This window comes from Streptomyces liliiviolaceus (assembly GCF_018070025.1).
GTDB classification, from domain to species: Bacteria; Actinomycetota; Actinomycetes; order Streptomycetales; family Streptomycetaceae; genus Streptomyces; species Streptomyces liliiviolaceus.
This window is the reverse complement of record NZ_JAGPYQ010000002.1, coordinates 1,695,513-1,717,563: the sequence shown is the minus strand read 5'-3', so window position 1 is coordinate 1,717,563 and position 22,051 is coordinate 1,695,513. Positions and strand designations below refer to the sequence as shown.

Below are 22,051 nucleotides of genomic sequence, written 5' to 3'. Positions count from 1 at the left end.
GGGCGGCCTTCAGCGGCCGGCAGGGTTTGTCAGCGGATGCCAGTGACCGATGGGCTGGTGACCCATTGCCCCGGTGACCCCATCGCCCCGGTGGCCCAGTGGCTTGCGGGGCGCGGAGCTACGCGCTGCGCGGGGCGGTCTGCTGCACGACCTCGAAGGACCACAGCGTGGAACCGCTCGCCGCCGGCTTGGGCCGCTCGCCGCCCTCCGCGCCGCCGCCCTGATGGGCCGCCTTCATGTTCCCCTCCATCCATGCGGTGAAGGATTCCTCGTCACGCCACCGCGTGTAGACGAGGTAGCTGTCGGTGCCCTCGATCGGGCGGAGGAGTTCGAACCACTCGAATCCGTCGGAGTTCTCGACGGTGCCCGCGCGGGACGCGAACCGCTTCTCCAGAAGTTCCCGCTGCCCGGAGGGGACGGTCAGGACATTGATCTTGACTACGCTCATGTGCCCATCCTGCCGTGACCGCGCCCGGCGTCGGACGACGGGGTGCGCGTGGCAGCTGCCGGCCTTGCCGCGCCGCCCGGCCGACGTACGGCCAGAATTGCGGGTGTGAACGCGCGCGACGAACCGCAGAGGACTCCCGACGGACACCACATCGTCATCGACGGGCGGAAATGGCGGGCCACGGATCCCTCCCTGCCCGAGGACGTCGCGGCCCGGCTGCGACATCACCTCATGGCGGCCCGTCGCGCGGTGCGTGCGGCGACCACCGCCGACGACGCGTCGGCCGAGCGGTCGGCGCGGGCGCGCGTGCGGCACGCGAAGATCGCGCTGGGGGAACGGGGCACGCCCTGGTGGGAACAGTCCCCGGACCAGCGCCGCCGACGGTGGGAGGAGCACCTCGCGAAGCTCGACGCGGACGCGCCCGACCAGCAGGACGGCTGACTGCCGACCCTCCTCCCGAGGGCGGGTGTGCTCGGGCCGCGGCGGACGTACCGGCCTGATCGTCCGAGTGTCAGTGGCAGCCTCTACGGTGTGAGCAGTGGGACCCGCTGGAGAGACCGCGGGGCCTGGTCCTGGGAGGGGTCTGTCATGTCCAGTGGGTCCGCGTCGACGACGTATCTGGAGCTGTCGCAGGAGGACGGTGCTGCGCACAAGTTCTACGAAGTGGCCGTGGACGGGCTGGTGGTGACGGTGCGGTACGGACGGATCGGCGCCGCCGGACAGACCCAGACGACGACGTTCCCCACGGCGGACAAGGCGCGCGCCGCCGCCGCGAAGAAGGTGGGGGAGAAGGTCCGCAAGGGATACGCCCCCGCGATCGCCGGACAGCGTGCGCCCCGTGCGGTGACCCGGCGGCAGGTCGCCTCGGCTCCCTCCACCGCGCGGTCCGTGGCCCCGGTGCTGTGGCGTTTCCGTACGGGGTCGTCGGCGTTCGGCATCCACGTCGACGACGACCGCTGCTGGGTCGGCAACCAGGCGGGTGACGTCTTCACCCTGGACCACGATGGCGGTGTCCTGGCCCGCTTCAACCTCCCGGACGGTGTGAAGTGCCTGGTCGCCGACGACTTCTGGATATACGCGGGGTGCGATGACGGCCGGGTCTACGACCTGTCCTCGAAGCTGCCGTTCGCGGCGTACGACGTGGCGGCGGACGTCGACATCTTCTGGCTGGACATCCACGAGGGCGTTCTGAACGTGTCGGACCGCGAGGGCCGGCTGACCGTCATCGACCACGAGGACGAGCACCAGTGGTCGCGCCGCAGTCAGGGCGAGCACGCCTGGATGGTCCGCGCCGACGACCGTGCCGTCTACCACGGCCACCAGAGCGGGGTGAGCGCCTACGCGCCCGACGGCAGCGGCGAGTTGTGGCACACGCCCACCCGCGGCGGGGTCCTGTTCGGCTGGCAGGAGCAGGACGCCGTGTTCGCGGGAACCGCGCACCGGGTGGTCCAGCGGCTGTCGAAGGCGACCGGCACCGTCGAGGCCACCTATGCCTGCGACAGCGCGGTCTACTCATGTGCCACCTCGCCCGGCGGCCGGTTCGTCTTCGCCGGGGACGCGTCCTCGTCGGTGTACTGCTTCGACCGGGACGGCACACGTCTGTGGAAGCTGGGCACCGGCGGTGGCTCGGCGCTGTCGATGCAGTACCGCGACGAGCGGCTGTACCTGGTGACCACGGACGGCTCGCTGGTGTGCGTGGACGCGAGCGAGGCGGCCATCGCGGCGGCCCAGCAGGGCACGGTGCCGGTCGCCCGGGACGTCAAGCTCGCCGAGGCGCTGCCGACCTTCGCACCGGCCACCGCCGCGGCCTCGCTGGCGAGCGTCTCCCAGGCCCCCGCAGGAGCGATCGTCGTCGAGTGCGTCCAGACGACCGGCCGCCTGCGCGTCCACGTGGTGTCGGACGGCTACGACCACTCCTGGAACGTCCAGTTCCCGCGCACGATACGAGAGCCCGGAGCCCGTTACGTCGTGGACGCCCTGCACCCGGCGGCGGGCGGCTTCTACCGGGTCCGTGGCGACATCCGGCGCCTGCTGTAAACCGTTGTCGGCGGTAAGCCGTCCGCGGCAAACCGTCCGCGCCCCGCATCCGGGGCGGCCGGGACGGATTCCGGGGGCCGGGACCGATGAGTTGTGCCGTGGCGGCTGGTCTGTATCCACGACAGGACGCACCGGTCCCGGCCCGAGGAGAGCACCATGACCGTTCCCTACACCTTCGACGTCTTCTGCAGCCTCGACGGCTTCGGTGCCGCAGGCGGGGACTGGACCGGCTACTGGGGCAAGCAGGGACCCGAGCTGCTCGACCACCGCCTCGCCCTGTACGGGGAGGAGCAGCGCATGGTCTTCGGGGCCAACACGTACCGGGCGTTCGCCCGGATGCTGGCCTCAAGCACCGAGGAGTCCGACGTGCGCGACCCGTGGGTCACCCGCATGAGGAACCTGCCGGCAACGGTGGTGTCGACCACGCTGAAAGGCCCACTGGACTGGGCGGACGTGGACCTCGTGAACGGCGACGCGGTCGACGTCGTCGCCCGGCTCAAGGAGGAGTCCAAGGTTCCGCTGCGCTCGCACGGCAGCCTGTCGATGAACAGGGCGCTGATGGCCGCCGGTCTGGTCGACCGCGTCCACGTGACGCTCTTTCCCGTGATCACCGGTCGGACCGGCCTCGAACCGATTTTCCAGGGCGCGCCCGACTTCGACCTTGACCTGATCGAGAGCCGTACGCTCGACGGCCGCACCCAGGTACTCGTGTACCGGCCGACCCTGCATGACTGATTCCAGCCGTGTTCCTCGAACGTCCTCTGCCCGCGTTCGAGCAGGACGGCGGGAGTCAGCTCCGCCGCAAAAATGTGGGTGGGGATGTCGATCCGAGCACGCTCCGTGCGACGCAGGAGTGAGAGAGCGACTTCAATACGAGAGGTGAAAGCCGTGTCCAAGGTCCGCGTGCACAATGTGACGGTCTCCCTCGACGGCTTCGTGGCCGGTCCGAACCAGCGCCTGGACGCGCCGTTCGGCGACGGCGTCGGTTGGGGCGACGAACTGCACAGCTGGTTCGTCGCCGCGACGGAGGAGGTCGCCGCCGGGAAGAGCGGGATCGACGCCGACTACCTCGCCCGCAGCGAGCGGAACGTCGGGGCTACGATCATGGGGCGGAACATGTTCGGGCCGCAGCGCGGGCCCTGGGCGGACGAGTCCTGGAAGGGCTGGTGGGGCGACAACCCGCCCTACCACCACGACGTCTTCGTGCACACCCACCATCCGCGCCCGGCGCTGGAGATGGCCGGCGGAACGACCTTCCGTTTCACGGACGACCCGCTGGAGACGGTGCTCCAGCGCGCCTTCGACGCCGCGGGCGGCAGGGACGTCCGGATCGGCGGCGGTGCGGCGGTCATCCAGCAGTACCTGCGCGCCCGGCTGATCGACGAGCTCCACCTGGTGATCGCGCCGATGCTCATCGGGCGCGGGGAGCGGCTGCTCGACAATCTGGGCGACGGGATCGACGGCTACCGCGTGTCCGAACTGGTCGCCTCGCCGGCGGTCACACACGCGGTACTGGTCCGCCGCTGACGCTGCGCGCGTCTCGGTGCGTCTCGGCGCTGCTCCCGGGGTCCGGGTGGGAGCCCCGGGGCGGCGACCAGATCGTCACGACCCCCGGGTCGAGCGGGCGACCCGGGCGGCCTGCGCCGAGCCGGCGGCCCGCCGCCCGGGGTACGGACGGCTACTTCTCCACGATGCCCGAGGAAGCGATCACGATCTTCGCGCGGGTGGCACCGGAGCGCGAACCCAGGGACTCGATCTTCTGCACCAGGTCCTGGCCCTCGACCACTTCACCGAAGACCACGTGCTTGCCGTCCAGCCACGAGGTGACCACGGTGGTGACGAAGAACTGCGAGCCGTTGCTGTTCGGGCCGGCGTTCGCCATGGACAGCAGGAACGGCCTGTCGTGCTTGAGCTTGAAGTTCTCGTCGTCGAACTTGGCGCCGTAGATGCTCTTGCCGCCCGTGCCGTCGCCGCGGGTGAAGTCACCACCCTGGAGCATGAAGTCCGGGATGACACGGTGGAAGCCCGAGCCCTCGTATCCGTAACCGTGCTGGCCGGTGGCCAGCTCACGGAAGTTCTGCGCCGTCCTGGGGACGACGTCGTCGTACAGCTTGAAGACGATGCGGCCGGCGGCGTCGCCGTCAATGGTGATGTCGAAGAAGACGTTGGTAGACATAGGGCAATCCTTTCATGTCCTCGCGCACCGCCCGGGAGCCGCCCTGCTTCGCCGCCCGAGACGCCCAGTTTCCGGTGGTTCCCCCGGCAGATGCCTCCGCGATCGGCCGGATCGGCCGGTTGCCGCCTGTTCACGGGTGCGGGAGCGCCCCTAGGCTGTCCGATCTTCACGTTCTGGGGCACTTGTGACTCTGGGGGGCTCGTGAACAGTCTTCGTGCGGCCGTTGTCTGCCTCGTGCTCGCGTGTGCCGCGCTGACGTCGCCGACGGGGGCGGCGGGGGCGCCCGCGGTGACTTTGAGGTGGTCTGTGCTGCCGGTGCCGGCGGCGGCCCCGCCGGTGACCGTGACCGATCTCGCCGCCCGGGCGCCGGGCGAGGCGTGGGCGACCGGGTACGAGCAGGCCGCCGACGGGTTGATGCCGATGCTGTACCGGTGGGACGGCATGGCGTGGAGCCGGGACACGACCTTCCCCGGCGCCGGTGAACCGGGCTGGCTGGGCAAGGTGCAGTTCGTCGGCAGGGAAGTGTGGATCTTCCACAACCGCGACGGAGCCGGAGAGATCCTGCGCCGGTCGGCGGGGACGTGGAGTACCGTCCCGCTGCCGCAGACCCTGTGGACGTACCAGGACTTCACCGCGGTACCGGGTGCCGCCTGGGTGGTCGGCGAGGACGACACCGGGCTGAAGGTGCTGCACCACGACGGTTCGGGCTGGACCGTGCAGGCCACCCCGGACGGTGTGCGGTACCTGATGGGCATCACCGCCCGTGCCGCCGACGACGCCTGGGCCTGGGCGGACACGGACACCGGCACCACAGTCCTGCGCTGGGACGGCACGGCGTGGCGGGACGCGGGGGTGCCGCTGCCGCCGGACAGCAACGTGCACACCATCCTGCTCGAACCGTCCGGCCGGGTCACGATCGGAGGCAGCCAGTACACCGACGGCGTGGCCGGCACCTATCTCATGACCTGGGACGGCGAAGGGAGCGCCTGGCGCACCACCCACCCACCGCTGGGCGACACCTACACCGAGGCCATGGTGCGCGGCCCGGACGGCGCGCTGTGGCTGCCGGTGCGCAGCGACCGCGCGTTCCAGTCGAAGTACGCACGCGTGGACGGCCGCCGCACCACCTTCTCCTACGGACCGGAGCGCACGAACGCGATCGACGTCAAACCGCGTGCACTGGCGCGCACCGGATCCGCACTGCTGTCCTTCGGAACCGCCGAGATCTACGGCTCGAAACCGAACCTGATGAGCGAGCGGCTGGGAGCCCGACCATGACCCACGGACTGTCCATGACCCGCAGGCTTCTTGTGCCATACAGGTTTCTCGTCGCCGCCCTCGCCGTAGCCATGACCGTCGTGGCCGGCATGGCGTCCGCCGCGGCGGATGAGCGGTCGTGGCACCACGTTCCGGTCCCGGCACAGGTCCGCCCGCAGGCCGCGCTGAACGAGGCCGTGGCGTTCGGGCCGGACAGCGCGTGGGCGGTGGGTGCCGACGCCGTCGGCCGTGAGGCGCCGGGTTTCCCGCTGGTACTGAGCTGGGACGGAACCGCCTGGCAGCGCCAGAACCTGCCCGGGATCCGCTGGCAGGGGGAACTGCTGTCCATCGCCGCGACCTCACCGACCGCGGTATGGGCGGTCGGCCGCGACTCGGCGGGCGGCGCCCGTCTGCTCCGGTACGAGGGCAAGGCCTGGAACGAGAGCAGCCCGCCGAGCGGGGTCGTGCCGACCAAGGCCGTCGCCGGTGGCGGCGAGACCTGGCTGATCGGTTCGCGGGGCGGCGCGCAGGCCCTGCTGCGCTGGGACGGGAGCGACTGGCAGGACGTACCGGCGCCGCCCGGATCCGTCTACGGCCTGCACATCCTGGCGGCGGACGACGTCTGGGCCGCGGGCGCGAACGTCTCGGGTGCGGCCGTGTCGCACTGGGACGGGCAGGAGTGGCAGCAGACGGTCGTGGACGGCTTCCCCCGGTCGGCTGTCGGAAGTGTGCTCGCGGTCTCGCCGACCGAGGTGTGGGCGGGCGGCACCGCCGGATTCGTCGGCGGTCCGCCGGGACGGCCGATTCCGCCCCTGCTCGTCCGCTTCGACGGACAGACGTGGAACAAGGTGTCCGTGCCCACCGACTTCGGCTCCATCGACTCCCTGGCGGCCACCGCGTCCGGCACGCTGGGCTGGGTCTCGGTGGCCCGCTCGCAGAAGTGGGGACCGGTGGGCAGCAGCCCGCCGCTCGTCCCCGGGCCGGACTTCCTCGCCTGGAACGGCCAGTCGTTCACCGAGTACGGCGAACCGGCGGTGACCGGAGAGGGCGAATCCTGGACGCTCCGGCTGGCGACCGTGCCGGGCACGGAGACGGAGACGGTGTGGTCGGTCGGCCGCGCGGACGGCCCCGAGGGCACCTTCGCCCCGCGCATCCTGCGGTTCGACTGAGCACGAAACGCACTGCGCAGGTCGAAACCCACGGCACGGTTCCGCCGCTCACTTCCACCCGTACGCGTACGCCGCCACCCACGTGATGTCGATCTGCGCGCTGCTGCCGGGCGCCGCCCCCGGCCCCTCCAGGGCGCTCTCGTTCTGCATCACCCAGGACAGCGGGCTGTCCGGCACGCCCCTGGTGTCGTGGCCCGTCTCGCGGCCGTCGACGAAGAACCGCACATGGCCGGGCGTCCATTCCGTGGACACCGTGTGCCAGTCGGTCCAGTCGTCGCTGCCCGGGAAATAGCCCTGTTCGCCGCCCCCGCAGGGATGGTGGAAGGACGAGAGCGGGCCGGTCCACTCGCCCTCGGGGTGGTCCATCTCGCAGCCGCCGCCGTAGTGCAGCCAGGCGGACTTGTAGCCGGGCGCCGCCTTCGTCACCTTGATGCGTGCCGAGTACTTGCCGTAGGCCATGTCCATCACCGCGCGCGGCACCACCGCCGCGGAGTGCACGGGACCGCCGTCGGCCGGACGCCACATCCGGACGAACATCCGCCCGTCGCCGTTCGCCGCGGGACCCACGCTCACGGTGTCCTCCGGGTGGTACACGCCCACCACCTCCCGGCCCCGGCTTCCGGCCGTGTCGGGCCAACCGGTGGGATAGGCCCACCAGTTGTCGCGGAACGTGCCGCGCAGCCCTCCGCAGTGGGCGCCGGAGGTGTCGACGCGGTGATCGCAGTCGCTGAACGAACCGAGCGGTACACGGTCGCCGTTGAAGTCCTCGGCGAGGACCTGCCAGAAGGGACCGCAGTCACCGCGGGGCAGCCGCACGGCCGTGGAACCGCAGGCGTCGGTCCTCGCGGGCGCACCGTCGGCACGGGGGAGCCACAGGAGCGCGGCCGCGAGCGCGGCCGCCACGGACACCAGCAGGAAGGGGGGCCTCAGGTGGTGCGGGGCCGCGTGTGAACCCATCACGGACTCCTCGTGTCGCAACTGCCGACTGTCAAAGGCCATTTACCAGAGCCCGGTTATCAGAGACCGGTTACCAAAGGCCGACTGCCGGAAAACATCCTCGCCGGTGCCCCCGCCCGGCGCCACAGCCCGACCGGCCCTACGCCGATTCCCGGCCTTGCGTCGATTCCCGGCCCTACGCCGATTCCCGGACCACCAGCTCGGGATCGAAGATGATCGACGTCGGCTCGGTGCGTACACCCCCGATGTGTTCGGCGAGCAGGCGGGCCATCGCCGCCGCCATGTCCTCGACCGGCTGGCGGACGGTGGTCAGCGGTGGCCGGCAGGTGACCGCCACGCTCGAATCGTCGAACCCGACGACCGCGACATCGTGCGGCACCCGCCGCCCGTGCTCCCGCAGCACCTGGCAGATGCCCTGGGCCATCAGGTCGTTGGCCGCGAACACCCCGTCCACGTCCGGGTGTTCGGCGAGCAGCTCCGTCATCGCCGCCACACCGCTGTCGACGGTGAAACCGCCCTGGACGAGCGGGACGTACGCGTGACCATGGCGGGCCATCGTGTCGCGGAACCCGGCAAGGCGCTCCTGGCTCGCGGTCACGGCCAGCGGTCCGGACACGGTGACGATCCGTCGGCAGCCGCGGCCCAGCAGATGCTCGGCGGCCAGCCGTCCGCCGTCCCGGTGGGCGAGGTCGACATAGCTGAGCGCGACCGGCCGGGCGGGCCGGGCGAACAGCACGGCGGGCAGCCCCGCCGCGGCCAGCAGCGCGGGCAGCGGGTCGTCCGCGTGCGTCGAGACCACGAGGGCCCCGTCCGCGCTGCCCTGCCGCAGATACGTCACGACCTCCTGCCGTGCCTCGTCGGTCTCGGCGAACATGAGCACCGGATGCATCGAACGCGGACGCAACTGGCCCACGACCCCGCTCACCACCCGGCCGAAGAACGGATCCGCCACCACCCGCGCGGCGAAGGCGTTCCGTTCCTCCTCCGAGACGTCACCGGCGCCGGACACCACGAGCGCCACGGTCTCGGTACGCCGGGTCACCAGCGATCTGGCCGCCTGATTGGGCGCGTAACCCGTTCTGCTGATGGCCTGGCGGACCGACTCCTGGATGGCGGGGTCGACGTTGCGGACACCGTTGACGACGCGGGAGACGGTGGCGCGGGAGACGCCCGCCTCCCGCGCCACATCCTCCAGGGTCGGGGCCTGTCTGCTCATGCCCGCACCCTAACGGCACCGGTCACGGACGGCATAGAGCGCTCTCCCGGAGTGCGGGCCGACCTTCGGCGCCGGTCGTCCCACAGGTCAGTTGTAGACGCCGAACTCGTAGAGGGAGTAGCCCCAACCCGTGCCGCGCGCGGTGCCGTTGACGCGCACATAGCGGCCGGTGCCCTGGACGTCGAAGTCGTCGACCCCGCCGTTGCCGTCGGTCACCTCGCGCACGGTCCGCCAGCTCTGACCGTCGTCGGACGTCTGGATCGTGTACGCCTTGGCGTACGAGGTCTCCCAGACCAGCTGCACATGCCTGAACGTGCTCCGCGTGCCCAGATCGACCCGTAGCCACTGCGGATCGCTCCAGTCACTGGCCCAGCGCGTGTCGTTCTTCCCGTCCACGGCGCCCGCTGCGGTGCAGGGGCAGTCACCGCCGCCCGTCTGGTACGAGGAGGCGGTCGCCGGCTTGTTCAGCGCGAGGTTGGTGCCGTCGACGACGGGCGGCACCACACGGATCGAGCGCGTCTCGACGCCGACGTTGCCCCTGCCGTCCGTGGCCTTGACGTAGATCTTCCAGACACCGGGCCGGTCGGGCGCGGTGACCCTGAGGCGCCCCCCGCCGAGATCGGTGTGCGGCCGCGGGGTGAGCTGCCCGCTCCGGTCGACGTACATGCTGTTGTCCAGGACCTCGTACGAGATCGCGTCCCCGTCCGGGTCGCTCGCGCCGACCGCCAGGGTCAGGTCGCGCCCGGCCTGCACCTTGCCCGCGTCGCCCTCCACGGACAGTGCGGAGACGACCGGGGGAGTGTTGTCGCGCGAGGTGTCGGCGCCGTACGCACGCTTCACCGCGTAGTACGACAGCCGTTTCTGTCCTGCGGGCAGCAGGTTGAACCAGATCCCGCCGAAGTCGTACTCGGTGCCGTAGTGGAACATCGTGGCGCCGAGCGCGACCCCCCGGTGTCCGGTGACACAGCCCCACGCCCTGGTGTATCCGGCCGCCTTGGCCTGGTCGGTGGGCTCCTGGGGGACCCCGTTGGCGTCGTCGGGCACCTCCCACTCGCCCGGCGGGCCGCTCTCGGTGACGATGTACGGCTTGGTGTAACCACCCTGTTCCCAGGCCGATTTGATGTCGCACACGGCGTTGTAGGCGTTGACGGCGTACAGGTCGAGGTCGGGTGCGTTGCGCTTGTAGTAGGGCCAGGCGCCGACCCACGCGTCGGTCGAGGTGACCGGGTGGTTCGGGTCGATCCCGTGGATCTTCCTGGTGATGTCGTTGACGAAGGTGGTGTAGGCGTTGCGCTGCCGCTCCAGCTCGTCACCGCTGTAGCAGTTCTGCAGGCCGAGCACCGACTCGTTGCCGACGTTCCACATCAGCACACCGGGGTGGTCCTTGTACTCCTGGACCCACTTGGGGAACTCGTCGAGCATCTGGTTCTTGTACGCCGTGTCCGTCAGGTAGTTGACACAGCCGCCGCTGCCCGGGCCGCCGCCGGGCTGCAGCCAGAACCCGGCGACGACCTTGATGCCGTTCGCCGCCGCGGAGTCGAACAGGGCCTTGCTGGAGGCGTCGGTGCCCCAGGTGCGGACGGTGTTGACGCCCATGGATCTGACGTCGGGCATGTACCGGCCGGCGTCGGCCACGGCCGGACCCCAGGTCAGGCCCTTGACCTGGTACGGGCTGCCGTCCACGGTGAGCTGCCAGTTGCCCTGGGAGCCGGTCACCCTGACGACGCTGCCGGCGGCGTGCGCCTGCTGCGCGGGCAGGGAGAGGGCGCCTGCGGCCAGCAGCCCTGCGGTGAGGGGCGCCGCGATACGGCGCGTGCGGGAAGGAGTGGGGCTCATAGGGGATCTCCGGTGTGGGGGTGGAGGGGCGGCCGGACCGTGGCGGGGTGGTCCGGCCCGGCCGCCCGGTACGAGACAGGGGCCGGCTCGCTCAGGGCAGTTCGTAGTTCTCGTCGAGCGCCGCCCCGGCTTCGGGGTGCGTCTGGTCGTAGCCGCGCGCGTCGCACTGGAGCCCGCCGACGACACAGTGGCCGACCAGCGCGTTCAGGGTCGGCGCGTCCCAGGCGTTGAAGAAGTCGTAGTGGAACGACCAGCTCGGCCCGCTGGCCAACTTCACCTGGGAGAGGTCGCCGTTGACGGGCCAGGCCATCTTGAACTCGATCATCGGCAGGGCGACCGGATGGCTCGTCGGGCAGATGTTGTTGTTCGTGCCGGGGTTGACCACGGGATAGGCCATGTGGCTCTTGTGGTCCGGTGTGTCCAGATACCGGCCGTCCCAGCAACTGGGCGCCTGGAATCGGATGTTGAGCTTGACGTCCGGACGGCTCGGGCAGTTCGTCGGGAAGTCGACGTTGAAGAAGCTGTCACCGCACTCCCAGCCCTCGACGAAGCCGCGGTGCCCGCGGAACTCGTCCCGGCTCTGGGTCGGGCTGCCCACGAGGAACCGCAGGCCCTTGGGGAAGGGACGCACGCTCGTGTAGTCGGTGACGCCCGCCTTGTAGTAGATGACCTGCTGGCCGACCGGCAGTACGGGCTGGTCGCCCTTGAAGAGGGTGGGCATCCAGTAGCCCGACCGGTCGCCGGGCGCGTTGCAGGTGGTGGTGGCCCCGTCGAGCGAGGAGGTCGTGCTGTTCGCGTTCGTCGACCGGTTGCCCATGAAGGTGTGGTCGTGGGACTTGCCGGGCTGCTGCGGGTACACGATCGGGTCGTCGGGCTTGGTGTGGCTCACCGAGCAGTTGGCCTGGAACTCGTGGAAGTAGCGGTGGGGCGGCTCCTTCGTGGACGGCGAGACGCCGGTCACCGGTGGGTTCGCCGGTATGTAGCCGTCGCCGTCGGGGTCCTCCGGGGAGGCGGCGGTCGACGCCGCCATGGTGTGACCCATGTGGCTGGCCCGGTGCGTGGTGGACGCGGCTGTCGCGTCGCCGGGCGGTGGGGGAGTGCCGGCGGTGGCGGCGACACCGCCCAGACCGAGCGAGGTCAGCAGTAGGGCGCCGGCGATCAGGCTTCCTGAGACGAGCTGCGATCTCCGTGGCATGGAGACCTCCTGAGGACGTCGATGGGGGGAACCGTGCGGGGGCGGCCCTCGGACGGGTCGCGCGACCGGGAGATCGTTGGGAGAGCGCTCTCCCACTCTCCCGTGACGGAGTGTTGAGGCGGAAGCGCGGGGTGTCAAGGCATCTGACGGAAGGGGTGGTTGGCGGTGGCTCGGCGCGACGGCCGCGCGCTCGCAGGGTCATCGACCCCGCAACTGCCGCATCGCGCAGCCCCATTGCCAACTCCGGGCATCGCCCCTAACCTCGCATCGTCTCCATCCATGAACTTCATTCGCCTACACGAACGAGGATCGATGGGTAAACGAGTTCGCCGTATCGCGGTTCTGACGTCCGTGGCCCTGTTCGTCGGTCTGCTGGGCCCAGCCGCCTCCGCTGAGCCGGGGGCTGCCCGCACAAGGTCCGTGGACGCAAGGGCCGATCGCTCAAGTGGCGCGCGGCCCGACACGGTTGTCCTCGACGGCGGACGCCTCCAGCAGACCAAGGTCCGCCTCCAGCACGGCGACCCCCGACTCCGCAGAGCCGTCGCGAACCTGACCGGCCGGGCCGACAAGTGGCTGGACCAGGGCCCCTGGACGGTCGTCGACAAGCCGAGGCCCGCACCCGGCGGCGACGTCCACGACTATCTGAGCCAGGCCCCCTACTGGTGGCCGAGCCGATCGCCGACCGCCGACAACCCGTGGGGCTGCCCGTACGTCCAGCGCGACGGCGAGCGCAATCCCGAGGTCGACTCGGGCACCGACCGGCTGGACCTGGAGAAGGTCTTCGACTCGTCGTACGACCTCGCGCTCGCCTGGCACTACACGGGGAAGCGGCAGTACGCCGAGAAGGCCGCACAGGTGCTGCGGACATGGTTCCTGGCGTCCGCGACACGGATGAACCCACACCTGGACCACGCCCAGTTCATCCCCTGCAAGTACGACGGCCGGGCCATCGGCATCATCGACTTCTCGCAGTCCTACACGGCGGTGCTCGACGCCGTCGCGATCCTTGAGTCCGGCGCCCCCGCTTGGAGCAGGGCGGACCGGGCCGGCATGCGGCAGTGGAACGGCGACTTCCTCGACTGGCTGACGACCAGCGAGTTCGGCCGCCAGGAAGCGGCGGCGGCGAACAACCACGGCACGTTCTACGACCTGCTGGTGGCAGGTCTGGCGTCCGCCACCGGCGAGAAGGACCTGGCCCGCCGGACCGTACGCGACGCGGCCGTCACCCGCGTCGACCCCCAGATCGCTGCGGACGGAAGCCAGCCGCAGGAGCTCGCCCGGACCAGGAGCTGGCACTACTCGACCTTCGACCTCGTCGCGTACACCAGACTCGCCGCGATCGGGCAGCACCTCGGCGTGGACCTGTGGCGCCACCGGGGGCCGGACGGCCAGAGCCTGTTCCAGGCCGTGCGCTACCTGCTTCCGGCCGCCACGGGACGCGCCGCATGGCCGCACCCCGAACTCGAATTCCACCGGTTCGCGGCGAGCGACGTCGTCCACGCGGCAGCGGACGCAGGCGACCGCGAGGCGAGGCAGGGCGTGCCTCTGCTGGAGGAACCGCCGGGCGGAGACCTGTGGGCGCTACGGCCCGCGGCCGAGCAACTGGACTCGATAACGGGCTGAGGCACAGGGCTTGTGCCCCTTCAAAGGTGCCGGTGGTAGGCCTTGTTGGCGACGCGCCAGCGGTCGTCCACGCGGACCAGCAGGAAGACGTCGGTGAAGGTGTCCGGGCCGTGCCGGAGCGTCATCGTCGCGGTCGCCACCGTGCCGTGCACGTCGACGGTGTCGATGCGGCGGGAGCGGGCCGGCTCGTCCGGCGCCGGACTGCCGTCGAAGAGAGCGCAGTACTCGTCCAAGGGCCACGAGACGAACACACCGTCCCGTACGCCCTCGATGTGCGCGGTGGGCAGGAACGCGGCGCGGAAGTGGCCGGGGTCGCCGGTGGCGTGTCCACGTATGTAGGCGCGGAGCGGGGCGAGCACGGCGTCCGCCGGCGCCGGGGCCGTGGCGGCGACGGCGATGTCGGACTCCGGGCCACCGGGAGTGTTGGCCAGCTCGGACACGCAGCGCAGCGGCATGTCCGAGGCGGCGGCCAGCAGATTCATGTCCTTGGCCAGCGCCGCGATGGTGAAGTCGGCCGTGCCGCCGGCCGGGGCCGCGGCCGTACCCACAGCCATGGCGGCTTTCGGCTCGCTGTCGAGGAAGGGGCGTTTGCGGGCCACGAACCCGCCGAGATGGCCGAGTTCGAGAACGTCCAGGGCCTGCGTACGGGAGAGGCCGAGGGCGTCCGCCTGCTGCAGCGCGTCGCGCAGCGCGAGGACGGCCCCGGCGAGACTGCTGTTGGCGATCAACTTCAGCGCGGCGGCGGTGGAGGCGTCGTCGACACGCCGTACGGTGCCCAGCGCCTCCAAGACAGGCCGGACCCGATCGAGCGTGTCCGGGTCGGCGGCGGTGAGGATCTGGAGGGCACCCGCGGCGACCGCGGGCACGGAGCCGAGGACGGGCGCGTGGACGTAGGAGGCGCCGAGGCGTCGGGCCAGTTCGGAGGCCTCGGCCGGGGCGATCGTGCCGAGGTTCACTACCATCGTGTCGGCCCGCAGGGAGCCCTCGACCGTGTCGAGGACCTGTCGGCAGGCCGGGCCGTCGAACAGGGCGAGCAGTACGACATCGGCCTTCGCCACGGCCTCGTGCGGATCGTCGGTCGTGTCGAAGGAGCCCGACGTGCGCCCCGAGCGTGTCCAGCCGAGAACCTGCCGGCCCTGTGCGGCGAGTCGTGTCGCGACGGCTTCGCCCATGCGTCCCAGGCCGAGGACGGCGATCGTGTGCTGTGCGGTCATGCCTGTCACCGTGCTGCACCCCGTGGCCTGCGACAAGCGCAGATCCAGAAGATCTGCCCTGCGACAACCGCATACCACCTGGTCATACTGGTCCCATGGATCTGACGGTGTGGCGGACCTTTGTGACCGTGTGCCGGCTCGGGTCGCTGTCGGCGGCCGCCGCCGAGCTGCATCACACGCAGTCGGCCGTCTCCCGGCAGATCGCCGGCCTTGAGCGGCAGCTCGGCGTGTCGCTGATCGAGCGTCATGCGCGCGGCGTGCGTCCCACGGCCGCCGGTGAGGTGTTCCGGGGCCACGCCCTGGCCACGCTCAACGAGGCGGACCGTGCCGTTCGCGCCGTACGGGAGGTGCACGACGGGGCCGCAGACCGGCTGCTGGCGATCGGCGCGCCGCCGTCCCTGGCCGCGGGACTCGTCCCCGAGGCCATCAGAAGCCTGCTGGAGCTGACCGGACCCGCGCGGTGGAGCCTGCGGCCCGGCCTGAGCGCAGCTCTGCACCACCGCGTGGTCACCGGCGATCTCGACATCGCCGTCGTCACCGACGCCCCGCCCGGACTGCCCCATGACCCACGGGTCGACCGTCGCTTTCTCGGCCTCGACGACATGGTCGTCGTCCTGCCCGTCGGCCATGCGCGGGCCGGATCCGGCCCGGTACCCATACAGGACCTGGCCGATCAGACCTGGGTCGAGGACAACGACGGCTCGGCGGCGCTGCTGCGCCAGCACGCCGCCCGCGCCGGAGCCGCCGCGCGTATCGACCTCAACGCGGCCGATCTGCCAGGGAAGTTGGCCCTGGTCGCGACCGGCCACGCCATCGCGCTGATTCCCGGGGTACTGACGGGTGCGCTACGGACCGACGTCACCACCGTGTCCCTCGTCGACCCGCCGACCCGCGGCCTCTACACGGTCGCACCACGACGTGACCCCCACCCCTCCGCGGCGCTCCTCCACGACCGGCTCGCCGCGGCCTTCGGCGCACTCCGCACGACCTGAACCCCGCGCCGGCCCACCGTCACAGGGTGGGCCGGCGCGGAACCTCAGTCCGTCGCCGACAGACGCAACCGGATCGTGCGCGCCTCGGGGCGGAGCGCGAACTCGGGCCACACGTCCGGTCCGCACGATCGCGAGCCGAGCCCGTGCTGGGCCGCGTCGATGATCAGGTGACTCGTCGTCGACTCGCCGAGCTCGAAGGGGTGACGCGCGGAGGCGATCTCCTGGGGGGTGTGGCGGCTGAGCGTGAAGCCGGGGCGACGCCCGCGCGTGTCGGGAAGAGCCTCGATACGCAGCACCTCGCTGTCGCCGCTCGCCAGTGTGAGCCGACGCAGCTCGGCACGGTGCCCGGTCTCCTGCGGGCGCGCGTAATCCACCGAGAGGTCATCGACCGTGGCGGTAAACCGGCCCGTTCGGGCCGCACGGAGGCTGTCGGGATACGACTCCAGCGGCCCCAGACCGAACCAGTCCGCCCCGTCGACGGCGGCCGTACCGTCGGGCAGATCGAAGCGGATCCCGATCCTGGGCCACACGGTCCGCCAGCCGCGAGAGGGCTCGATCTCCACGCGCAGCTCCAGTGCACCGTCCTCGACCGACCACACGGACTCCACCATCACCCATGAACCGGAGTTCGCCGAGGAGACCTTGTCGACGGTGCGCAGCGCGTCCGCGGAGTGCTCCACGCGGACACGGCGTGTCGTCAGCCGGTCGAGACCGTCACGACGCCACAGCTCGGCGTTGGACACCCCGGCGATACTGGCGTCGCTCTCCTCGACCCCGTCGGACGGGCTCTCGTCGTTGTCGGTCGGCGCGCGGAACAGCTCCAGCCGTGGCCCGCCCACCTCACGCCCGGCGAGGCGCGTCAGAGAGCCACCGGTGAACTCGGCGATGCCGAGCGAGAGGTCTCCGCCGCCCGGCCGCCAGTCGGCCCGCGAGCGGACGGCGGACACGCGACGAGGTGCCGAACGGTCCAGTTGGGCCGTCGCGAGCACATGGTCCGCGGGCGCCCAGGCGGTCGGTGCCGCCAGGACCGCGTCGATCGTCAGCCACGTCTCGGCGTCGGGGGCGACGGCGACCGCAGGCAGCGACACGCGCCCCGACCCGCCCGCGGCGATGGCGGGGACTTCCAACTCGCCGGAGGCCACAGGGGTGCCGTCGTGCTCGACACGCCAGCGGAAGCGCAGATCGGACGTGTCGGCGGTGTGCCGCAGGTTCGTGACCCCGACCTCCCCGTGACCGTCGCCGTCAGCGCTGTCACCGCCGCTCTCGAAGGTGAACTCGACCGGCGCAACGACCGCCTTGAACTCATGGAGGCTGGGCGTGGGGACGTCGTCGGACAACAGCATGCCGTCCATCACGAAGTTGCCGTCGTGCACGACCTCTCCGAAATCACCTCCGTACGCGTGGTACGGCGTCCCGTCCGGGGCCGTCGTGAGGATGCCGTGGTCGCGCCACTCCCACACGAAGCCGCCGTGCAGCCGCGGATACCGCCGTACGAGGGCCTCGTACTGGTCGAACGCGCCCGGCCCGTTGCCCATCGCGTGCGCGTACTCGCACAGCAGGAACGGCTTGCCGCGCTGCCGGGCGCTCTGTGCGGGAGTGCAGTTCAGCAGGGTGGAGCGCGCGCTGTCGCTGCCGATCCGCTCGGTCTCCGGCACCGACGCGTACATGCGCGAGTAGACGTCCGTGTACTCGCCCGTGTAGTCGCCCTCGTAGTGCACCGGACGCTCCGGGTCGCGGGCGTGGACCCAGGACGACATGGCGGCCAGATTGCCGCCGGTGCCCGCCTCGTTGCCGAGCGACCAGATCACGATGCTCGGGTGGTTCTTGTCCCGTTCGACGGTGCGCCGGATGCGGTCCAGGTACGCCTCGCGCCACGCCGGGTCGTCGCTCGGGTTGCCCACCCAGTCGAGCTTCTCGAAGCCGTGCGTCTCCAGATCGCATTCCAGGACCACCCAGAAGCCCAACTCGTCGGCCAGGTCGAGCAGTCGGGGATGCGGCGGGTAGTGGCTGGTGCGAATCGCGTTGACGTTGAAGCGCTTCATGCGGGCCAGGTCCTCGCGGGCGTGCTCCTCGTCGAAGACACGGCCGCGCTCGGGATGTGCCTCGTGCCGGTTCACCCCGTGGAAGACGACACGCCTGCCGTTGACCAGGAACCGGTCGCCACGTATCTCGACCGTGCGGAAACCCACCCGCAGCGCGACGCTCTCCGCAGCGGTGGACACGGTGGCGTCGTACAGGCGGGGCACCTCGGCGGACCAGGGCTCCACGCCCGGGACGTCGAACGGCGCCACGTCGCCGGGAGCGGCCCAGACACGCTCGACGCCGAGTTCGGGGATGCGCAGGGTGACCGGGAACGCGGCGGCGTCGGCGGTGATCTCCGCCTCGACCAGCCCCGAGCCCTGCGCGAAGTCCTGCTCGAAGCCTTGCGGGACGCCCTGCTCGAAGCCGGTCCGCAGCCAGACGTCCTCGATGCCCCCGACCGGCCGGGCGGTGAGTGTGACATCGCGGAAGATGCCCGGCAGCCACCACTGGTCCTGGTCCTCGACGTAACTGGCCGCCGACCACTGATGCACCCGTACGGCGATGACGTTGTCGCCCGTGCGCACCGCGGAGGTCACGTCGAACTCGTGGGCGAGACGACTGCCGCTCGCGCTGCCTACCTCGGTGCCGTTGACCCACACCCGGAACAGCGACTCGACGCCGTCGAAGCGCAGCACCACGCGCTCGGCGTCCGACCAGCCGGCGGGAACCTCGAAGTACCGCCGGTAGTCACCGGTGGGGTTCTCGTCCGGGACGTGGGGCGGGTCGATCGGGAAGGGGAACTGGATGTTCGTGTAGATCGGCCGGCCGTAGGCCCCGTCGCCCTCCAGCACCCAGTGGGAGGGCACGGAAATGCTGTCCCAGCCGTGGTCGTCGAAGCCGTCGGCCGCGAAGTCCTCCGGGCCGGACGCCGTCGGCGACAGCCGGAAACGCCAGGGCCCGTTCAGCGAGAGCGAGGGCGCGTCGGAGTGCAGCCACGAGCGCGCCGGACGCAGTGCGCCACGCCCTGGTGAGAAGTCGGAGACATGGGGGGAGAGCTCGGTGGACAAGAGGTCACAACTCTTTCTGTGGGTCACGTACGACCTGTGCGTCACGTTCGACCTGTGGGGCACGTACGACGGAGCTACGAGGAGCGACGGCGGTCCTCAGCGGGACGGGCTCTACCGGAGTACGACGGTGCGGATCTCCCATGGCCCGAGGGCGAGTTGGAGCTCACCGGCGGCCTCGGTACGGGACAGGGGGCGGCCGAGCAGATCCACGGTGGTGGCCTCGGAGAACGCACCCGTCACCCGGACGGTGGAGGCGCTGTCCCGCATGGCGGTCAGCCGCACTTCGGTGCCGCTCCCGGACTCGTCGTCGGTGACGCGGCGGATGCTCGACACGTGGACGTCCTGCCCGTCGACGCGCAACCCGCTTGTGTCCGGCGGCAGTTGGCCGCCGGCGGTCCCGGTCCCACGGGTGACGAGCACCTCGCCCCGGAACTCCTCGGCGAGCGCCACCGCGTCCGCCCCGCGCCAGCCGGTGGCGGACGGGACCACGGCGAAGCGGTTCTCGATCCGCATCCCGAGATCCTGGGCGCCCGGCACGGGGATCTCGCTCGCCGCGGGCTCGTCGCGCAGAGGATGGATGTTGACGCTGATCGAGCCGATCGCCCGCAGCAGCGTGATGGCCAGTTCACAGCCGTCGCCGACGAGTTCGTACTCGCTGGAGTGGTCCAGCAGGACCGTGGCGGGGCCCGCCGACACGAACGTACCGGCGGGGAAGGTCGGCAGCGGGTACTCGCCCCAGCCGCCCTCGGCGGTGAGTCCGCGCTCGGTGACGGCGAACTGTCCGGCGGACGAGGACGTCGTCATCGGCTCGGGCAGCGGTACGTGGAAGCGCAGCCGGTGGTCCGCCGACCGGTTGAGGAACGAGGTGGAGACACGCACGAACGGTTCACCGGTCCGTACCTCCACCAGTGTCTCCACCGGAGTCGGCACGGTCCGTCCGTCCCGCAGATCGCGGTCTCCGGAGAGGGCGACGGGCCAGGCGTAGGTGCGGGTGACCCGCAGCCGTGACCGTAGCGGGCCGTCTTCCAGGACGTCGACGGTGATCTCCGTCGGGTCCTGGACGAGATTGTCGTGCGCCGGGGGAGCGTAGTTGTAGCTGTCACCGCGGTCGCCGCCGTCGACGAGACGACCGACACCGCGCAGCACGGTCCCGTCGGCGCCGACGACGTCCAGCGTGCCGTCCGCGGCGACCGTGACCTCGACCAGACCGTTGGAGAGCGTGCGGTCCGTCGCCGTCGCGAGCGCGTAAGAGGACGAAACACCAAGCGGATGCTCCCGCGGCTCGACCCGGAACGCGGTCAGTCCGGAGGCGGGGACCGTGACGGGGACGAGCGCGGTGGCCCGGGGCTCCTCCAGCGTCAGCACCCGCCACTCACCCGGATGCGCGGCAGCGGCGGCGGCGACCTCCTTGCGCAGGATCAGCAGGTCGAACGGCCCCCCGGCCGGGACCTCGGCGAGGTGGAAGACGAGCGAACCGGGGCTGAGGTCGTAGTGGTCGATGAGCCGGCCGAACAGTTCACGGCGGTGGATACGGCGCAGCACGCGTTCGAGCTGCGAGGCGTCCATGCGCTCGTCGCTGAGGACCGTCGGCGCCTCGGAGACCAGTTGCACGGGGTGCGCCGAGCCGTCGGCGGCGGTCGCGACCAGCCGCGTACCGGTGGGCGGGGCGACGACGTCCACCTCGACCAGCGCCGTGCGCTCGAACGGCAGCGGGTTGGCGATCAGATGACCGTCGCTCGGTACGAGGGCGGCGGGCTCGGCGAGCGCCGCGTCCCGGACGGCGCGCGCGGTCTGCGCGGCCTCCGCGAGACGTGCGGCGACCTGGTCGCAGGTCTCGTCGGTGCCGGAGCCGACGACCGAGTCGTGCGCGGTCGACTCGATGATCTTGTGCCAGGCGAGGGCGAGGAACCGCGAGTCGTCGCGCCGGGACCACAGCGCGTTCATGCGCTCGGCGTGGTCGATCGTGCGCTCGGCGACCGCCATCCGCTGTTTGAGGCCGAGCCGTACGGAGAGCACACCTGGGAGGATGTTGCCGCGTGAGTGGCTGCGCAACTCCCCGGTGACGACGGCCGGCACCTCGTCACGCACATGGTCGCGAAGGTACTCGACGAGGGTCGCCATGGTGATGGGGCGGCCCTCGCCGGACGCCCGCCGCAGCCAGGCGGCGAGATGCGGGTCGGGCGCGTTGTGGTCGGTGCCCGCCATCGCCAGCACCGGGTCGGTGCCCCAGCGGTCGGCCGTCATCTCCGCGTAGTCGCCGAGCGCGCGGCCGATCCGGTCGGGCACCAGCAGCACGTCGAGGCCGTTGTCGTAGCCGTCGAAGAGGAACTCGGTGCGCACCTCTGAGCCGTCGGGTGCGCGCCAGCGGAAGGCGTGACCGTCGACGGAACCGGGCACACCGCGCCACAGTGCCGCGTGCTCGATCCCGGCGCGCGCGAGGATCTGCGGCATCTGCGCGACGTGGCCGAACATGTCCGGCAGATAGCCGATCGGCATCGCGCCACCGAGTTCCGCCGCGGCGGCCCAGCCCATCTGCAGGTTGCGGACGATGGTCTCGCCGGAGCAGAGGAATTCGTCGAGCAGGATGAGCCACGGCCCGACGGCGATCCGCCCCTCGCCGACCAGGGCCGCGAGCCGGTCGCGGTTCTCCGGCCGCATCTCCAGATAGTCCTCGACCGCGGCCATCTGCCCGTCGACGGTGAACCGGAAGCCGGGGTCCGACTCGGCCGTCTCCAGCACGGTGTCGAGGGCGGTGACCAGTCGGTGCCGGAACACCTGGAACGGCTCGTACCACTCCCGGTCCCAGTGGAAATGGGGCACGAAGACGGCGGAGTTGCTCATG

Annotated in this window: 17 protein-coding genes; 8 read left to right on the top strand and 9 right to left on the bottom strand. The window is 71.1% G+C overall.

From position 1 onward, the window contains the following. Positions 1-118: 118 nt before the first annotated feature. The gene (locus J8N05_RS42935) at positions 119-448 is read right to left on the bottom strand and encodes an antibiotic biosynthesis monooxygenase family protein (protein WP_210892935.1); all 330 of its coding nucleotides are present in this window, start codon (positions 446-448) and stop codon (positions 119-121) included. A 105-nt stretch (positions 449-553) separates the two neighbouring features. Here J8N05_RS42935 and J8N05_RS42930 point away from each other — a divergent pair, with 105 nt between their 5' ends. The 4 genes from J8N05_RS42930 to J8N05_RS42915 all read left to right on the top strand — a co-directional run bounded on the left by J8N05_RS42930 (position 554) and on the right by J8N05_RS42915 (position 4,012). Then, a complete protein-coding gene (locus tag J8N05_RS42930) occupies positions 554-889 on the top strand; it encodes a hypothetical protein (protein ID WP_210892933.1) in 336 nt (111 codons plus the stop codon). Between the two features lie 147 nt (positions 890-1,036). Next, positions 1,037-2,485 carry a WGR domain-containing protein gene (locus tag J8N05_RS42925; RefSeq protein WP_210892931.1) on the top strand — a complete coding sequence of 483 codons (1,449 nt, stop codon included), beginning with the start codon at positions 1,037-1,039 and terminating at the stop codon, positions 2,483-2,485. Between the two features lie 156 nt (positions 2,486-2,641). Then, positions 2,642-3,220, top strand: a complete 579-nt coding sequence (locus tag J8N05_RS42920; RefSeq protein WP_210892929.1) for a dihydrofolate reductase family protein — start codon at positions 2,642-2,644, stop codon at positions 3,218-3,220. 153 nt (positions 3,221-3,373) lie between these two features. After that, a complete protein-coding gene (locus J8N05_RS42915) occupies positions 3,374-4,012 on the top strand; it encodes a dihydrofolate reductase family protein (RefSeq protein ID WP_210892928.1) in 639 nt (212 codons plus the stop codon). A gap of 151 nt (positions 4,013-4,163) precedes the next feature. On the opposite strand, the gene J8N05_RS42910 is transcribed toward J8N05_RS42915, so the two are convergent. Continuing rightward, positions 4,164-4,661: a peptidylprolyl isomerase gene (locus J8N05_RS42910; RefSeq protein WP_210892926.1), complete on the bottom strand. Its 498-nt coding sequence runs from the start codon at positions 4,659-4,661 to the stop codon at positions 4,164-4,166. Positions 4,662-4,862: 201 nt separating this feature from the next. Between J8N05_RS42910 and J8N05_RS42905 the strand changes: the two genes are divergently transcribed. Both J8N05_RS42905 and J8N05_RS42900 read left to right on the top strand, forming a co-directional pair. Beyond that, positions 4,863-5,939 (top strand): hypothetical protein, encoded by a 1,077-nt coding sequence (locus tag J8N05_RS42905; protein WP_210892924.1) that lies wholly within the window; start codon positions 4,863-4,865, stop codon positions 5,937-5,939. A 32-nt stretch (positions 5,940-5,971) separates the two neighbouring features. Continuing rightward, the gene (locus J8N05_RS42900) at positions 5,972-7,087 is read left to right on the top strand and encodes a beta propeller repeat protein (RefSeq protein WP_210894275.1); all 1,116 of its coding nucleotides are present in this window, start codon (positions 5,972-5,974) and stop codon (positions 7,085-7,087) included. A 48-nt stretch (positions 7,088-7,135) separates the two neighbouring features. Here J8N05_RS42900 and J8N05_RS42895 read toward each other — a convergent pair whose 3' ends face one another. From J8N05_RS42895 to J8N05_RS42880, 4 genes are all read right to left on the bottom strand, one after another. Then, positions 7,136-8,044, bottom strand: coding sequence for a glycoside hydrolase family 16 protein (locus J8N05_RS42895; RefSeq protein WP_210892922.1), 909 nt, complete (start codon positions 8,042-8,044; stop codon positions 7,136-7,138). A gap of 175 nt (positions 8,045-8,219) precedes the next feature. Continuing rightward, on the bottom strand, positions 8,220-9,260 hold the full coding sequence (locus tag J8N05_RS42890) for a LacI family DNA-binding transcriptional regulator (RefSeq protein ID WP_210892920.1): 1,041 nt from the start codon (positions 9,258-9,260) through the stop codon (positions 8,220-8,222). 87 nt (positions 9,261-9,347) lie between these two features. Beyond that, positions 9,348-11,096, bottom strand: a complete 1,749-nt coding sequence (locus J8N05_RS42885) for a discoidin domain-containing protein (protein ID WP_210892918.1) — start codon at positions 11,094-11,096, stop codon at positions 9,348-9,350. 91 nt (positions 11,097-11,187) lie between these two features. Further along, on the bottom strand, positions 11,188-12,291 hold the full coding sequence (locus J8N05_RS42880; RefSeq protein WP_210892917.1) for a DUF1996 domain-containing protein: 1,104 nt from the start codon (positions 12,289-12,291) through the stop codon (positions 11,188-11,190). A gap of 312 nt (positions 12,292-12,603) precedes the next feature. On the opposite strand from J8N05_RS42880, the gene J8N05_RS42875 reads away from it, so the two are divergent. After that, a complete protein-coding gene (locus J8N05_RS42875; protein WP_210892915.1) occupies positions 12,604-13,914 on the top strand; it encodes an alginate lyase family protein in 1,311 nt (436 codons plus the stop codon). Between the two features lie 20 nt (positions 13,915-13,934). Here the strand turns inward: J8N05_RS42875 and J8N05_RS42870 are convergent, their stop codons facing one another. Continuing rightward, complete coding sequence (locus tag J8N05_RS42870; RefSeq protein ID WP_210892912.1) at positions 13,935-15,128, bottom strand: nuclear transport factor 2 family protein; 1,194 nt, start codon at positions 15,126-15,128, stop codon at positions 13,935-13,937. A 95-nt stretch (positions 15,129-15,223) separates the two neighbouring features. On the opposite strand from J8N05_RS42870, the gene J8N05_RS42865 reads away from it, so the two are divergent. After that, positions 15,224-16,120, top strand: a complete 897-nt coding sequence (locus J8N05_RS42865; RefSeq protein ID WP_210892910.1) for a LysR family transcriptional regulator — start codon at positions 15,224-15,226, stop codon at positions 16,118-16,120. 44 nt (positions 16,121-16,164) lie between these two features. Here J8N05_RS42865 and J8N05_RS42860 read toward each other — a convergent pair whose 3' ends face one another. After that, entirely contained in the window at positions 16,165-19,209 is a 3,045-nt protein-coding gene (locus J8N05_RS42860) for a glycoside hydrolase family 2 TIM barrel-domain containing protein (RefSeq protein WP_210892907.1), read from the bottom strand. A gap of 111 nt (positions 19,210-19,320) precedes the next feature. Further along, positions 19,321-22,050, bottom strand: a complete 2,730-nt coding sequence (locus J8N05_RS42855) for a glycoside hydrolase family 38 N-terminal domain-containing protein (protein WP_210892905.1) — start codon at positions 22,048-22,050, stop codon at positions 19,321-19,323. Position 22,051 lies beyond the last annotated feature (1 nt).

Bases quoted from the DNA above. Each gene is read 5' to 3' on its own strand.
- J8N05_RS42935 (WP_210892935.1), bottom strand. From the start codon at position 448: ATGAGCGTAGTCAAGATCAATGTCCTGACCGTCCCCTCCGGGCAGCGG.
- J8N05_RS42925 (WP_210892931.1), top strand. From the start codon at position 1,037: ATGTCCAGTGGGTCCGCGTCGACGACGTATCTGGAGCTGTCGCAGGAG.
- J8N05_RS42920 (WP_210892929.1), top strand. From the start codon at position 2,642: ATGACCGTTCCCTACACCTTCGACGTCTTCTGCAGCCTCGACGGCTTC.
- J8N05_RS42910 (WP_210892926.1), bottom strand. From the start codon at position 4,661: ATGTCTACCAACGTCTTCTTCGACATCACCATTGACGGCGACGCCGCC.
- J8N05_RS42895 (WP_210892922.1), bottom strand. From the start codon at position 8,044: ATGGGTTCACACGCGGCCCCGCACCACCTGAGGCCCCCCTTCCTGCTG.
- J8N05_RS42890 (WP_210892920.1), bottom strand. From the start codon at position 9,260: ATGAGCAGACAGGCCCCGACCCTGGAGGATGTGGCGCGGGAGGCGGGC.
- J8N05_RS42885 (WP_210892918.1), bottom strand. From the start codon at position 11,096: ATGAGCCCCACTCCTTCCCGCACGCGCCGTATCGCGGCGCCCCTCACC.
- J8N05_RS42880 (WP_210892917.1), bottom strand. From the start codon at position 12,291: ATGCCACGGAGATCGCAGCTCGTCTCAGGAAGCCTGATCGCCGGCGCC.
- J8N05_RS42875 (WP_210892915.1), top strand. From the start codon at position 12,604: ATGGGTAAACGAGTTCGCCGTATCGCGGTTCTGACGTCCGTGGCCCTG.
- J8N05_RS42870 (WP_210892912.1), bottom strand. From the start codon at position 15,128: ATGACCGCACAGCACACGATCGCCGTCCTCGGCCTGGGACGCATGGGC.
- J8N05_RS42865 (WP_210892910.1), top strand. From the start codon at position 15,224: ATGGATCTGACGGTGTGGCGGACCTTTGTGACCGTGTGCCGGCTCGGG.
- J8N05_RS42855 (WP_210892905.1), bottom strand. From the start codon at position 22,050: ATGAGCAACTCCGCCGTCTTCGTGCCCCATTTCCACTGGGACCGGGAG.